Consider the following 14,296-nt stretch of genomic DNA (forward strand, 5'->3'; position numbering starts at 1 on the left):
CCGATCATCCCGCATGGCACTGACACACTTACGATGCACCAATGAACACTGCAGGTCCCGCGGACGTACCGGCACGCATGGGCCTTGATCTGACCCCGTTCCGGGGTCTGCGCTACGACCCCGACCGGGTCGGCAGCCTCTCCGCCGTCACGTCCCCGCCGTACGACGTGGTCGTACGGCCGGACGGTCTGCACCACCTCGAATCGGCGGACCCGCACAACATCGTCCGGCTGATCCTCCCCCAGGCCACCACGCCCAGCGTCCGCAACGAGCAGGCGGCGGACACCCTGCACCGCTGGCTGTCCGAGGGCGTCCTGACCACGGACTCCGAGCCGGGTCTGTACGTCTACGAGCAACGCCACGGCGACGGCATGCTGCAACGGGGCATCATCGGCGCCCTGCGCCTGTCGGAGGCGTCGGACGGCGTGGTCCTGCCCCACGAGGACGTCATGCCGCACGTCGTCGCGGACCGCGCCGCCCTGATGCGCGCCACCTCCGCGAACCTCGAACCCCTGCTGCTGACCTACCGCGGCAACGGCACCGCCTCAGGCACGACGGCCGTCGTGGAGCGCGCCGCCGAGCGCCCTCCCCTGCTGTCCACGACCACGGAGGACGGCTTCAGCCACCGCCTGTGGGCCGTGACCGACCCGGCGGACCTGGCCGAGATCCGGACAGACCTGGCCCACCGCCAGGCCCTCATCGCCGACGGCCACCACCGCTGGGCGACGTACTTGCGTCTACGCGCGGAGCATCCCTCCCCCAGCCCCTGGGACTTCGGCCTGGTACTCCTCGTCGACACCGCCCGCTACCCACTCCGCGTCCGCGCGATCCACCGCCTCCTGCACCGCCTCCCGGTGGCCGACGCCCTGGCGGCCCTCGGCGACGACTTCCGCGTACGCCAGGTCGACGGCCCGCTCCCCAAGGCCCTGGAGGCCCTCTCCCTAGCAGCCACCGAGGGAAACGCATACCTCCTTGCGGGCGACGGCACCTTCCACCTCGTCGACCGCCCGTCCCCGGACCTGCTCGCCCGTACGATCCCGGCGGACCGCCCCGAGACCTGGCGCACCCTCGACGCGACGGTCCTGCACGCCACGCTCCTCGACCACGTCTGGCAGATACCCGACGTCCCGGAGCACATCGCCTACATCCACGACACAGCCGCCACGGTCGCCAAGGCGGAACGCGACGGCGGCACGGCCGTCCTGATGCACCCGGTCCACGAGGAGGTCGTACGCGACCTCGCGAGCCAGGGCGTCACCATGCCCCGCAAGTCGACATCGTTCGGCCCGAAACCGGCGTCGGGCCTGGTGCTGCGCACCCTGGGCGCCTAAAACACGAATGGGCGGGACCCCCGAGGGGATCCCGCCCATGTACTCGTAGTACTACGCAGTCCTCGTACGACTCCTGCGGGGCTGTCAGCCCTTCAGGTCGTCCTCGTCGCCGTCCAAGTCGTCGACGTCATCGACGTCGTCCTGGCCATCGTCATCGATGCTGTCCTCGGCGGGCTCCGACTCCGCCTCCGGCGCTGACTTCGCTTCCGGAGCCTCGGAGTTCACGACCTCGACATCCCCGTCGCTGTCGCTATCGGTGTCGGTGTCGCCGTCGTCTTCGACGAGGGCGTCGACGAACTCCACACCGTCCAGCTCGGCGAGCCGGTCCGAGGCGTCCGTGCTGCCGTCCTTGTCGGACTCGACGGCCTTGGCGAACCACTCACGCGCCTCGCCCTCACGCCCGGCCGCGAGCAGCGCGTCGGCGTACGCGTAACGCAGCCGCGCGGTCCAGGGCTGCACCGAGTTGGAGGCGAGCTCGGGGCTCTGCAGCGTGACGATGGCCGCGTCGAGCTGGTCCATGTCCCGCCGCGCACCGGCCGCCACGAGCCGCATCTCGACCTGGCCGGCCTTGTCTAGCTTCTGAACCTCGGGGGCCCCGGCCATGTCGAGCGCCTTCTCGGGCCGCCCGAGACCGCGCTCGCAGTCCGCCATGACGGGCCACAGGTCCACGTTGCCGGTCATGCGCCGCGCGGCCCGGAACTCGGCGAGCGCCTCGCTGTACTTCTGGCTCGCGTACGCGGCGAAGCCGGCCGCCTCGCGCACGGCGGCGACACGCGACGCCAGCCGCAGCGCGACCCTGGAGTAGCCGTACGCCCCCTCGGGGTCCTCGTCGATGAGCCTGGCCACCATCACCAGGTTCCGGGAGACGTCCTCGGCGAGCCCCTTGGGCAGGCTCTGCAGCTCCTGCTTTACGTCCTTGTCGATCTCCTCGCCCGTGACGTCGTCCGGGATCGGCAGCCGCTTGATCGGCTCACGGTCGCGGTCCCGCTCGTCACGGAAGCGCCCGCCGCCACGACGGTCGTCGCCGCCCCGTCCACCACGGTCGTCCCGCCCGCGGAACCCGCCGCCACCGCCGGCGGGACGGCCACGGCTGTCATCGCGACGCGGTCCGCCACGACGGTCGTCGCCGCCTCGCCCACCACGGTCATCCCGCCCACGGAACCCGCCACCGCCACCACCAGCGCGGTTGTCGTCCCGACGGAAGCCGCCACGGTCACCGCCACTGCTGCTGCCGCCGCCACGGTTGTCATCACGGCGGTCGTCACGCCGATCATCCCGACGGACGTAACCGGTACGGTCACCGTCGCGACGGTCGTCCCTGCGGTCGTCGCGACGGAAGCCACCACGGTCGCCGCCACCACTGCTGCCGGCGCCACGGTTGTCATCGCGACGGTCGTCACGGCGGAAGCCACCGCGATCGCCGCCACCGCTGCGGTTGTCGTCGCGACGCGGGGCGCCTCGCTCGTCGTCACGGCGGAACGCCGGACGTCCTCCACGGTCATCGTCCCGACGGAACCCACCGCGGTCACGGTCGTCACGGCTCGGCCCACTGGGACGGTCATCACGCCGGAACGGCGGACGACCACCACGGTCGTCATCCCGACGGTCGTCACGGCGGAACGCCGGACGATCACCATCGCGCCTGAACCCGCCACGGTCGCCACCGCCACCGCGGTTGTCGTCACGCCGGAAGCCACCACGGTCGCCGCCACTGCTGCTGCCGCTACGGTTGTCATCACGACGGTCGTCACGCCGGAAGGGCGGACGGTCACCATCACGCCGAGGGCCACCACGGCTGTCATCGCGACGGAATCCGCCACGATCACTGCTACCACCGCGGTTGTCGTCACGGCGGAAGCCGCCACGGTCACCGCCACCACTGCTGCTGGCGCCACGGCTGTCGTCACGGCGGAAACCACCGCGATCGCCGCCGCTGCTACCACTGCGGTTGTCGTCCCGACGGAAGCCGCCACGATCGCTGCCGCCACTGCCGCTGCGGTTGTCGTCGCGACGCGGGCCGCCCCGCTCGTCGTCACGGCGGAACGCCGGACGGCCACCACGGTCATCGTCCCGACGGAACCCACCGCGGTCACGGTCGTCACGGCTCGGCCCACTGGGACGGTCATCACGACGGAACGACGGACGAGCACCACGGTCACGGTCGTCGCGCCCGCGGAATCCGCCGCCACTGCCGCCACCGCGGTTGTCGTCGCGACGGAAGCCGCCACGGTCACTGCTACCACCGCTGCCGCTACCACCACGGTTGTCATCACGGCGGAAGCCACCACGGTCGCCGCCACCACTGCTGCCGGCGCCGCGGTTGTCATCGCGACGGTCGTCACGCCGACCGTTCCCGCCACGGTCGTTGTCGCGACGCGGACCCCCTCGGTACCCGCCCCGGTCACCACTGTCCCGGCGTCGCTGGTCGCGCTCCGGTCGCTCGTCGGGAGAGTTGGTGGACATGGGTGACTCCTGTCATCGGTACCGCAAGTCATTCTCGCGCAGCCGGGTACCCAGCGCGCTTCGGAAAACAAAAAAGGACCTCTGGTCCCAGCGAGTCGCTGGGACCAGAGGTCCTCCAAATATTGTTCGGCGGCGTCCTACTCTCCCACAGGGTCCCCCCTGCAGTACCATCGGCGCTGTGAGGCTTAGCTTCCGGGTTCGGAATGTAACCGGGCGTTTCCCTCACGCTATGGCCACCGAAACCCTAATGGTTTCGAGCGAACAAGCACACTTTTCAGTTGGGTGTTCTGCTCAAAAGCCGACAACTGTTCGTTGTCTCAGAACTAACACAGTGGACGCGAGCAACTGAGGACAAGCCCTCGGCCTATTAGTACCAGTCAGCTTCACCCCTTACGAGGCTTCCACATCCGGCCTATCAACCCAGTCGTCTACTGGGAGCCTTAACCAATCTAGTTGGTGGGAATACTCATCTCGAAGCAGGCTTCCCGCTTAGATGCTTTCAGCGGTTATCCCTCCCGAACGTAGCCAACCAGCCATGCCCTTGGCAGGACAACTGGCACACCAGAGGTTCGTCCGTCCCGGTCCTCTCGTACTAGGGACAGCCCTTCTCAATATTCCTACGCGCACAGCGGATAGGGACCGAACTGTCTCACGACGTTCTAAACCCAGCTCGCGTACCGCTTTAATGGGCGAACAGCCCAACCCTTGGGACCGACTCCAGCCCCAGGATGCGACGAGCCGACATCGAGGTGCCAAACCATCCCGTCGATATGGACTCTTGGGGAAGATCAGCCTGTTATCCCCGGGGTACCTTTTATCCGTTGAGCGACGGCGCTTCCACAAGCCACCGCCGGATCACTAGTCCCGACTTTCGTCCCTGCTCGACCCGTCGGTCTCACAGTCAAGCTCCCTTGTGCACTTACACTCAACACCTGATTGCCAACCAGGCTGAGGGAACCTTTGGGCGCCTCCGTTACTCTTTAGGAGGCAACCGCCCCAGTTAAACTACCCATCAGACACTGTCCCTGATCCGGATCACGGACCCAGGTTAGACATCCAGCACGACCAGACTGGTATTTCAACGACGACTCCACAGACACTGGCGTGCCCGCTTCAAAGTCTCCCAGCTATCCTACACAAGCCGAACCGAACACCAATATCAAACTGTAGTAAAGGTCCCGGGGTCTTTCCGTCCTGCTGCGCGAAACGAGCATCTTTACTCGTAGTGCAATTTCACCGGGCCTATGGTTGAGACAGTCGAGAAGTCGTTACGCCATTCGTGCAGGTCGGAACTTACCCGACAAGGAATTTCGCTACCTTAGGATGGTTATAGTTACCACCGCCGTTTACTGGCGCTTAAGTTCTCAGCTTCGCACACCCGAAAGTGCACTAACCGGTCCCCTTAACGTTCCAGCACCGGGCAGGCGTCAGTCCGTATACATCGCCTTACGGCTTCGCACGGACCTGTGTTTTTAGTAAACAGTCGCTTCTCGCTGGTCTCTGCGGCCACCCCCAGCTCAAGCAGCAAGTGCTATCACCGGTGATGGCCCCCCTTCTCCCGAAGTTACGGGGGCATTTTGCCGAGTTCCTTAACCATAGTTCACCCGAACGCCTCGGTATTCTCTACCTGACCACCTGAGTCGGTTTAGGGTACGGGCCGCCATGAAACTCGCTAGAGGCTTTTCTCGACAGCATAGGATCATCCACTTCACCACAATCGGCTCGGCATCAGGTCTCAGCCTTGATGTGCGACGGATTTACCTATCACACGGCCTACACCCTTACCCCGGGACAACCACCGCCCGGGCTGGACTACCTTCCTGCGTCACCCCATCACTCACCTACTACAGGTCTGGTCCGTCGGCTCCACCACTCCCCTTTGCCCGAAGGCTCCAGGGCGGCTTCACGGACTTAGCATCGCCTGGTTCAATGTTTGACGCTTCACAGCGGGTACCGGAATATCAACCGGTTATCCATCGACTACGCCTGTCGGCCTCGCCTTAGGTCCCGACTTACCCTGGGCAGATCAGCTTGACCCAGGAACCCTTAGTCAATCGGCGCACACGTTTCTCACGTGTGTATCGCTACTCATGCCTGCATTCTCACTCGTGAACCGTCCACCACTAGCTTCCGCTGCGGCTTCACCCGGCACACGACGCTCCCCTACCCATCCCAGCGGGCGTTGGCCCTCAATGCTGAAATGACACGACTTCGGCGGTACGCTTGAGCCCCGCTACATTGTCGGCGCGGAATCACTAGACCAGTGAGCTATTACGCACTCTTTCAAGGGTGGCTGCTTCTAAGCCAACCTCCTGGTTGTCTCTGCGACTCCACATCCTTTCCCACTTAGCGTACGCTTAGGGGCCTTAGTCGATGCTCTGGGCTGTTTCCCTCTCGACCATGGAGCTTATCCCCCACAGTCTCACTGCCGTGCTCTCACTTACCGGCATTCGGAGTTTGGCTAAGGTCAGTAACCCGGTAGGGCCCATCGCCTATCCAGTGCTCTACCTCCGGCAAGAAACACACGACGCTGCACCTAAATGCATTTCGGGGAGAACCAGCTATCACGGAGTTTGATTGGCCTTTCACCCCTAACCACAGGTCATCCCCCAGGTTTTCAACCCTGGTGGGTTCGGTCCTCCACGACCTCTTACAGCCGCTTCAACCTGCCCATGGCTAGATCACTCCGCTTCGGGTCTTGAGCGCGCTACTAAACCGCCCTATTCGGACTCGCTTTCGCTACGGCTTCCCCACACGGGTTAACCTCGCAACACACCGCAAACTCGCAGGCTCATTCTTCAAAAGGCACGCAGTCACGACCCACCAAGTAAACTTGATGAGCGACGCTCCCACGGCTTGTAGGCACACGGTTTCAGGTACTATTTCACTCCGCTCCCGCGGTACTTTTCACCATTCCCTCACGGTACTATCCGCTATCGGTCACCAGGGAATATTTAGGCTTAGCGGGTGGTCCCGCCAGATTCACACGGGATTTCTCGGGCCCCGTGCTACTTGGGTGTCTCTCAAACGAGCCGTTGATGTTTCGACTACGGGGGTCTTACCCTCTACGCCGGACCTTTCGCATGTCCTTCGCCTACACCAACGGTTTCTGACTCGTCTCACAGCCGGCAGACTGTGAAAGAGAGATCCCACAACCCCGTACACGCAACCCCTGCCGGGTCTCACACGTATACGGTTTGGCCTCATCCGGTTTCGCTCGCCACTACTCCCGGAATCACGGTTGTTTTCTCTTCCTGCGGGTACTGAGATGTTTCACTTCCCCGCGTTCCCTCCACACACCCTATGTGTTCAGATGTGGGTGACAGCCCATGACGACTGCCGGGTTTCCCCATTCGGAAACCCCCGGATCAAAGCCTGGTTGACGGCTCCCCGGGGACTATCGTGGCCTCCCACGTCCTTCATCGGTTCCTGGTACCAAGGCATCCACCGTGCGCCCTTAAAAACTTGGCCACAGATGCTCGCGTCCACTGTGCAGTTCTCAAACAACGACCAACCACCCATCACCCCGAACCAGTAGTCCGAGTGCACTGGGGCCGGCACTGAAGATCCAGACACAAGGTCCGTACCCTCAGACACCCAACAGCGTGCCCAACACCCTCGCCACTCGTGATCAGCTTTCCACGCCCCAAAGGGACAGTACTTGCAGCCCGAGATGACTGAGAGTGCCGAATAATCAACGTTCCACCCATGAGCAACCAGCATCAGACATTCGCCGATGTACTGGCCTCTGACCCGGCGAACCGAGTAAGAAGTGCTCCTTAGAAAGGAGGTGATCCAGCCGCACCTTCCGGTACGGCTACCTTGTTACGACTTCGTCCCAATCGCCAGTCCCACCTTCGACAGCTCCCTCCCCACAAGGGGGTTGGGCCACCGGCTTCGGGTGTTACCGACTTTCGTGACGTGACGGGCGGTGTGTACAAGGCCCGGGAACGTATTCACCGCAGCAATGCTGATCTGCGATTACTAGCAACTCCGACTTCATGGGGTCGAGTTGCAGACCCCAATCCGAACTGAGACAGGCTTTTTGAGATTCGCTCCGCCTTGCGACATCGCAGCTCATTGTACCTGCCATTGTAGCACGTGTGCAGCCCAAGACATAAGGGGCATGATGACTTGACGTCGTCCCCACCTTCCTCCGAGTTGACCCCGGCAGTCTCCTGTGAGTCCCCATCACCCCGAAGGGCATGCTGGCAACACAGAACAAGGGTTGCGCTCGTTGCGGGACTTAACCCAACATCTCACGACACGAGCTGACGACAGCCATGCACCACCTGTCACCCGACCACAAGGGGGGCACCATCTCTGATGCTTTCCGGGCGATGTCAAGCCTTGGTAAGGTTCTTCGCGTTGCGTCGAATTAAGCCACATGCTCCGCTGCTTGTGCGGGCCCCCGTCAATTCCTTTGAGTTTTAGCCTTGCGGCCGTACTCCCCAGGCGGGGAACTTAATGCGTTAGCTGCGGCACCGACGACGTGGAATGTCGCCAACACCTAGTTCCCACCGTTTACGGCGTGGACTACCAGGGTATCTAATCCTGTTCGCTCCCCACGCTTTCGCTCCTCAGCGTCAGTAATGGCCCAGAGATCCGCCTTCGCCACCGGTGTTCCTCCTGATATCTGCGCATTTCACCGCTACACCAGGAATTCCGATCTCCCCTACCACACTCTAGTCTGCCCGTATCGAATGCAGACCCGGGGTTAAGCCCCGGGCTTTCACATCCGACGTGACAGACCGCCTACGAGCTCTTTACGCCCAATAATTCCGGACAACGCTTGCGCCCTACGTATTACCGCGGCTGCTGGCACGTAGTTAGCCGGCGCTTCTTCTGCAGGTACCGTCACTTTCGCTTCTTCCCTGCTGAAAGAGGTTTACAACCCGAAGGCCGTCATCCCTCACGCGGCGTCGCTGCATCAGGCTTTCGCCCATTGTGCAATATTCCCCACTGCTGCCTCCCGTAGGAGTCTGGGCCGTGTCTCAGTCCCAGTGTGGCCGGTCGCCCTCTCAGGCCGGCTACCCGTCGTCGCCTTGGTGAGCTTCTACCTCACCAACAAGCTGATAGGCCGCGGGCTCATCCTTCACCGCCGGAGCTTTCAACCCACCGAGATGCCTCGGCGAGTGTTATCCGGTATTAGACCCCGTTTCCAGGGCTTGTCCCAGAGTGAAGGGCAGATTGCCCACGTGTTACTCACCCGTTCGCCACTAATCCACCCCGAAGGGCTTCATCGTTCGACTTGCATGTGTTAAGCACGCCGCCAGCGTTCGTCCTGAGCCAGGATCAAACTCTCCGTGAATGTATTCCCGTAATCGGGATGACACCACGAGAGCGGAACAACCGGGCGGAATAAGCCCGGTCGTTCACAGCGTCCTCGCTGTGCGCCTGCCGGAACAATGCCCGGCAGGACTTTTTCAAAGGAACCTCCACCCACCACAAGAAGTGATGGACGGGGTATCAACATATCTGGCGTTGATTTTTGGCACGCTGTTGAGTTCTCAAGGAACGGACGCTTCCTTTGTACTCACCCTCTCGGGCTTTCCTCCGGGCTTCCCTTCGGTCTTGCGTTTCCGACTCTATCAGACCCTTTCGGGCCGTGATTCCCAGTCGGTGGGATTTGCCTTTTGGCCTCGCGGCCTTTCGACATTCACTACGTTAGCCGATTCCCTCAGCAACTCATAATCGAGTTCCGCAAGCTTGAATTCAGGCATGCAGGCACGCCGAATTCGCCCTCGCTCAGAGGAAGTCGTAGGTAGTGGGTTGGCCGCTTCCGACTGCTGACTGAACGCCGTACCCGGTTCAGCGGCTCGGGCTACATTACGGACCCCCCAGGGGAGAGTCAAGTTCGGCGACGGCGGGGGGTGTGGGCCCGATAAGGGCTCACCGTCGGGTCGTTGTCGGCCCAGAAGCGCCACGGGTGGACTCCCCCGTCGCCGGACACACCGGTGCGTGGACCGTTGCGTACCTGGTCGGAGGGCACCGGGGTGCCCGTGAGAAGGCTCAGGGGTGAACCCTCGGTGGCGCACGCGTCCGTACCGTCGAGGGCCCGGTCGATCCCCAGGGCCGTGGCCAGGCGGGCCGGGCCTTTGGCCAGTTCTCTGTCATTTCGGGCCGAAAGTCGACGTTTGCGAGCCAGTTCGGCGCCCTCGGTGATCTCGCCGGCGCGGAGCAGGACCGCGCTCGCCCTGTCCTCCGGGCCGCACACCAGGTTCATGCAGTGCCACATGCCGTAGGTGAAGTAGACGTAGACGTACCCGGGCGGACCGAACATCACGCCGTTGCGGGCCGTGCGGCCGCGATAGGCGTGGGAGCCGGGATCGTTCGGACCGTCGTACGCCTCGACCTCCGTGAGGCGGAGTTCGATCGGACCGTCCGGGGTGGTGCGTACGAGCACGCGCCCCAGAAGGTCGGGGGCGACCTCCAGTACGGGTCGGTCGAAGAACTCCCGGGTGAGGGGCGTACGGTCAGGGGCCGCGATCATGGCGTACGAGCGTAGTACAGAGGTGTGACTGCGTACGGGGTGGTCAGGGAGCGTGCGTCTTGCCAGGGTGAGTGCGCGGAACCGGACACGGCTGGATCGCGTTTGTATGGATCAAGGATCCGATCCGGACAGAACAACAACGGGGCGTTGCCCGAGGAGGAAAAGACATGGGGTTCAAGCGGCTGCTCGCGAGCCTGGGGGCCGGTGGGGCTTCGGTCGAGACGGTGCTGACCGAGGTCAACGTCGTACCCGGCGGCGTCGTCCAGGGTGAGGTGCGGATCCAGGGCGGGTCCGTGAACCAGGCGATCGAGGGTCTGTCGGTCGGTCTCCAGGCCCGGGTCGAGGTCGAGGGCCATGACGACCAGGAGTACAAGCAGGACGTCGAGTTCACGAAGCTGCGGCTCGGTGGTGCCTTCGAGCTGCAGGCGGGCGGAGTGCACGCGGTGCCGTTCGGGCTCGAGATCCCGTGGGAGACGCCGATCACGACCATCTCCGGGCAGCCGCTGCGCGGGATGAACGTCGGTGTGACCACGGAGCTGGAGATCGCGCGCGCGGTGGACTCCGGTGACCTGGACCCGATCAGCGTGCACCCGCTGCCGGCGCAGCAGGCGCTGCTGGACGCGTTCATCCAGCTGGGCTTCCGCTTCAAGAACGCGGACCTGGAGCGCGGCCACATCCGGGGTACGCGGCAGAAGCTGCCCTTCTACCAGGAGATCGAGTTCTTCCCGCCGCAGCAGTACCGCGGTCTCAACCAGGTCGAGCTCAGCTTCGTCGCGGACGACCGTGAGATGGACGTCGTACTGGAGATGGACAAGAAGCCGGGTCTCTTCAGTGAGGGCAGCGACACGTTCCGCTCCTTCAAGGTGGGGCTCAACGACTTCCAGGGGACCGACTGGACCGCCTATCTCAACCAGTGGCTGTCCGAGGTCGGTAGCAAGCGGAACTGGTTCTAGGCTCGGGGCGAGAGTTTCCAAGGATCAGGAACCGATCAGGAGGTGCCGAGGTGACCGAGCCCAAGAGGGCGCCGCTTCCCCATGACTTCCATCCCGTCGTGCCGTCGTTCACGGTCACGAGTGAGGACGTCGAGCCGGGCGCGACGCTGAAGGACGCTCAGGTCTACGCGGCCGGGAACATTTCGCCGCAGCTGCGCTGGGACGGCTTCCCGCCGGAGACCAAGAGTTTCGCCGTGACGTGCTTCGACCCGGACGCCCCTACGGGGAGCGGCTTCTGGCACTGGGTCGTGTTCGACATTCCGGCCTCGGTGGCGGAACTGCCGACGGGCGCCGGCACGGGGAAGTTCGAGGGTCTGCCCGAGGGCGCCGTGCAGGCGCGCAACGACTACGGGTCGAAGGACTTCGGCGGCGCCGCGCCGCCTGCCGGGGACCCGGCGCACCGGTACGTGTTCACGGTGTACGCGGTGGACCAGGAGAAGCTCGGTCCCGACTCGGACGCCTCCCCGGCTGTCGTGGGCTTCAATCTCCGGTTCCACACGCTGGCGAGGGCGCAGGTCATCGCCGAGTACGCGGCTCCCGCGGACAGCTGAGCGTTCACTGAACGTTTGCCCGCCCCTGGTCATGGAATTGATCAGGGGCGGGCAGTTTTTATTGCGTTGTCCATCTCGGCGTGCCCGGCCAGAGTTGATCCAAGCCCGCCAGGCGGTGGGCCGGTGCGCATGGGAGGTGGGCTTGATGCGGGACACGCTGGTGCTGAATGCGAGCTTTGAGCCGCTGTCGACGGTGACGTTGAATCGGGCCGTCGTTCTGGTGCTGCAGGACAAGGCCGTTGTCGAGCAGGCCCACCCCGAACTGCGTATGCGCGGAGCCGCGCTCGATATACCGGCGCCCCGGGTGATCAGGCTGTGCCGCTATGTACGGGTGCCGTTCCGAAGACAAGCGCCGTGGTCGAGGCGGGGTGTGCTGGTGCGTGACCGGCACAGGTGCGCGTACTGCGGTCGTCGGGCGACGACCGTGGACCATGTCGTGCCTCGGGCGCAGGGTGGTCAGGACTCCTGGCTGAACACGGTTGCCTCGTGCGCGGAGGACAACCACCGCAAGGCCGCGCGTACGCCGGATCAGGCGGGGATGCCGCTGTTGCGGCAGCCGTTCGAGCCGACGCCTGCCGATGCGATGTTGCTCGCGCTGGGGCGCGATGATCTTGAGGCTTTGCCTGAGTGGCTTGCGCAGCCGGCGGCGTAGGCGCTTCGCCCTGGCCGGGGTGTGCGGGTTCGTTGGTGGGTGCGGGTGGGTCGTGGCTCGGTGCGCAGTTCCCCGCGCCCCTTAAAAGATTGCGCAGTTCCCCGCGCCCCTAAAAGATGCGCCGTTCCCCGCGCCCCAGCAGGCCGTTCCTCGCGCCTCAAGGAAGACTGGCTGCTCCCGCGGCCCGGAACAAGAAAGGGGGCTCGCGTCCTGTGACGCGAGCCCCCTCTTGTGTGCTGGTCAGTCGGTGACCGACGGCTTTTCTCGGCGTTCTGTGGGCTGGTTGCCCTGGCCGCCGCCTCCGCCCATGCCGCCCATCGGGCCGAAGTTGCCCATGGCGCCGCTGAGGCCCTTGAGGGCGTCGCCGATCTCGCTGGGGACGATCCAGAGCTTGTTGGCGTCGCCTTCGGCGATCTTCGGGAGCATCTGGAGGTACTGGTAGGCGAGGAGCTTCTGGTCCGCGTCTCCGGCGTGGATGGACTCGAAGACCGTACGGATGGCCTGGGCCTCGCCCTCGGCGCGCAGTGCGGCGGCCCTTGCCTCACCTTCGGCGCGCAGGATCGCGGACTGCTTCTCACCCTCGGCGGTGAGGATCTGCGACTGGCGGATACCTTCGGCGGTCAGGATCGCGGCGCGCTTGTCACGGTCGGCGCGCATCTGCTTCTCCATCGAGTCCTGGATGGAGGTGGGCGGCTCGATGGCCTTGAGCTCGACGCGGTTGACGCGGATGCCCCACTTGCCGGTGGCCTCGTCGAGGACGCCGCGCAGGGCCGCGTTGATCTCCTCGCGGGAGGTCAGGGTCCGCTCCAGGTCCATGCCACCGATGATGTTGCGGAGCGTGGTGACGGTGAGCTGCTCGATCGCCTGGATGTAGCTGGCGACCTCGTACGTGGCGGCGCGGGCGTCGGTCACCTGGTAGTAGATGACGGTGTCGATGTTCACGACCAGGTTGTCCTGGGTGATCACCGGCTGGGGCGGGAACGGAACGACCTGTTCACGGAGGTCGATGCGGTTGCGGATGGAGTCGATGAACGGGACGACGATGTTGAGGCCGGCGTTGAGCGTGCGCGTGTAGCGGCCGAACCGCTCGACGATGGCCGCGCTGGCCTGTGGGATCACCTGGATGGTCTTGATCAATGCGATGAAGACCAACACCACCAGAATGATCAGGACGATGATGATCGGTTCCATCGTGGTCCCCGTACCCTTCTCCGCCTAGGTGCTTCCGGAAGATCTTGTGATTGTCGAAGATCTTGCTGGACGAGTGTGTCAGACCACAACTCGCCACGTGCGACGTTCCGTTCACTGGACGCCACGGAGTCACATGACGATGGCCGTGGCCCCTTCGATCTCCACGACGTCCACCTCTTGGCCTACTTCGTAGGCGCGTCCGGTGTCGAGGGCGCGCGCGGACCAGACCTCTCCGGCGAGCTTGATCCGGCCACCCGAACCGTCGACTCTCTCCAGGACGACGGCCTGTTTGCCCTTCAAGGCGTCGATTCCTGTGGCGAGTTGGGGCCGTTGGGAGCGATGTCGGGCGGCGACGGGGCGTACGACCGCGATGAGCGCCACCGAGACGGCGGCGAAGACCACTACCTGGAGGACCACACCGCCTCCGAGCCCCGCGGTCACGGCGCCCGCGACGGCGCCGACGGCGAGCATTCCGAACTCCGGCATCGCGGTCACGACGAGCGGGATTCCGAGCCCGACCGCGGCGATCAGCCACCACACCCATGCGTCGATGTCGTCCACGTGGTCATGGTAGGTCCGCGGGTCCTGTCCCCGACAGGGCGCCGATCAAGTTGGGGCAGGTG

8 protein-coding genes, 3 rRNA genes and 1 pseudogene are annotated in these 14,296 nt (G+C 64.4%); 4 read left to right on the forward strand and 8 right to left on the reverse strand.

The features are described 5' to 3' along the window. Nucleotides 1-41: 41 nt before the first annotated feature. Nucleotides 42-1,331 carry a DUF1015 domain-containing protein gene (locus ACN20J_RS12520; RefSeq protein ID WP_361996903.1) on the forward strand — a complete coding sequence of 430 codons (1,290 nt, stop codon included), beginning with the start codon at nucleotides 42-44 and terminating at the stop codon, nucleotides 1,329-1,331. Between the two features lie 84 nt (nucleotides 1,332-1,415). Here ACN20J_RS12520 and ACN20J_RS12525 read toward each other — a convergent pair whose 3' ends face one another. From ACN20J_RS12525 to ACN20J_RS12550, 6 genes and pseudogenes are all read right to left on the reverse strand, one after another. Beyond that, nucleotides 1,416-2,288, reverse strand: a complete 873-nt coding sequence (locus tag ACN20J_RS12525; protein ID WP_419668873.1) for a hypothetical protein — start codon at nucleotides 2,286-2,288, stop codon at nucleotides 1,416-1,418. A 342-nt stretch (nucleotides 2,289-2,630) separates the two neighbouring features. After that, nucleotides 2,631-3,794 (reverse strand): annotated as a pseudogene (locus ACN20J_RS12530) (hypothetical protein); the annotation flags it as partial. Nucleotides 3,795-3,918: 124 nt separating this feature from the next. Beyond that, nucleotides 3,919-4,035, reverse strand: a 5S ribosomal RNA gene (gene rrf, locus ACN20J_RS12535). 106 nt (nucleotides 4,036-4,141) lie between these two features. Then, nucleotides 4,142-7,265: ribosomal RNA gene (locus ACN20J_RS12540) — 23S ribosomal RNA — on the reverse strand. A 312-nt stretch (nucleotides 7,266-7,577) separates the two neighbouring features. Beyond that, a 16S ribosomal RNA gene (locus ACN20J_RS12545) occupies nucleotides 7,578-9,105 on the reverse strand. The 16S, 23S and 5S rRNA genes sit together here, the layout of an rRNA operon. 540 nt (nucleotides 9,106-9,645) lie before the next feature. After that, nucleotides 9,646-10,287 (reverse strand): DNA-3-methyladenine glycosylase, encoded by a 642-nt coding sequence (locus ACN20J_RS12550; RefSeq protein WP_189840634.1) that lies wholly within the window; start codon nucleotides 10,285-10,287, stop codon nucleotides 9,646-9,648. A 167-nt stretch (nucleotides 10,288-10,454) separates the two neighbouring features. On the opposite strand from ACN20J_RS12550, the gene ACN20J_RS12555 reads away from it, so the two are divergent. From ACN20J_RS12555 to ACN20J_RS12565, 3 genes are all read left to right on the forward strand, one after another. After that, the gene (locus ACN20J_RS12555) at nucleotides 10,455-11,240 is read left to right on the forward strand and encodes a sporulation protein (RefSeq protein WP_055615426.1); all 786 of its coding nucleotides are present in this window, start codon (nucleotides 10,455-10,457) and stop codon (nucleotides 11,238-11,240) included. Between the two features lie 50 nt (nucleotides 11,241-11,290). Continuing rightward, complete coding sequence (locus ACN20J_RS12560) at nucleotides 11,291-11,830, forward strand: YbhB/YbcL family Raf kinase inhibitor-like protein (RefSeq protein WP_361899681.1); 540 nt, start codon at nucleotides 11,291-11,293, stop codon at nucleotides 11,828-11,830. 145 nt (nucleotides 11,831-11,975) lie between these two features. Then, nucleotides 11,976-12,482, forward strand: a complete 507-nt coding sequence (locus tag ACN20J_RS12565; protein ID WP_055615424.1) for an HNH endonuclease — start codon at nucleotides 11,976-11,978, stop codon at nucleotides 12,480-12,482. A 240-nt stretch (nucleotides 12,483-12,722) separates the two neighbouring features. Here the strand turns inward: ACN20J_RS12565 and ACN20J_RS12570 are convergent, their stop codons facing one another. Further along, nucleotides 12,723-13,673 carry an SPFH domain-containing protein gene (locus ACN20J_RS12570; protein WP_189840632.1) on the reverse strand — a complete coding sequence of 317 codons (951 nt, stop codon included), beginning with the start codon at nucleotides 13,671-13,673 and terminating at the stop codon, nucleotides 12,723-12,725. A gap of 129 nt (nucleotides 13,674-13,802) precedes the next feature. After that, on the reverse strand, nucleotides 13,803-14,234 hold the full coding sequence (locus ACN20J_RS12575) for an NfeD family protein (protein ID WP_361899686.1): 432 nt from the start codon (nucleotides 14,232-14,234) through the stop codon (nucleotides 13,803-13,805). Nucleotides 14,235-14,296 lie beyond the last annotated feature (62 nt).

The sequence above is a fragment of the Streptomyces sp. 2-1 genome, from assembly GCF_048564895.1.
Taxonomy (GTDB): Bacteria; Actinomycetota; Actinomycetes; order Streptomycetales; family Streptomycetaceae; genus Streptomyces; species Streptomyces phaeochromogenes.

Coding starts and splice junctions, on each gene's coding strand:
- ACN20J_RS12520 (WP_361996903.1), top strand. CDS start 42: ATGAACACTGCAGGTCCCGCGGACGTACCGGCACGCATGGGCCTTGAT.
- ACN20J_RS12550 (WP_189840634.1), bottom strand. CDS start 10,287: ATGATCGCGGCCCCTGACCGTACGCCCCTCACCCGGGAGTTCTTCGAC.
- ACN20J_RS12555 (WP_055615426.1), top strand. CDS start 10,455: ATGGGGTTCAAGCGGCTGCTCGCGAGCCTGGGGGCCGGTGGGGCTTCG.
- ACN20J_RS12565 (WP_055615424.1), top strand. CDS start 11,976: ATGCGGGACACGCTGGTGCTGAATGCGAGCTTTGAGCCGCTGTCGACG.
- ACN20J_RS12570 (WP_189840632.1), bottom strand. CDS start 13,673: ATGGAACCGATCATCATCGTCCTGATCATTCTGGTGGTGTTGGTCTTC.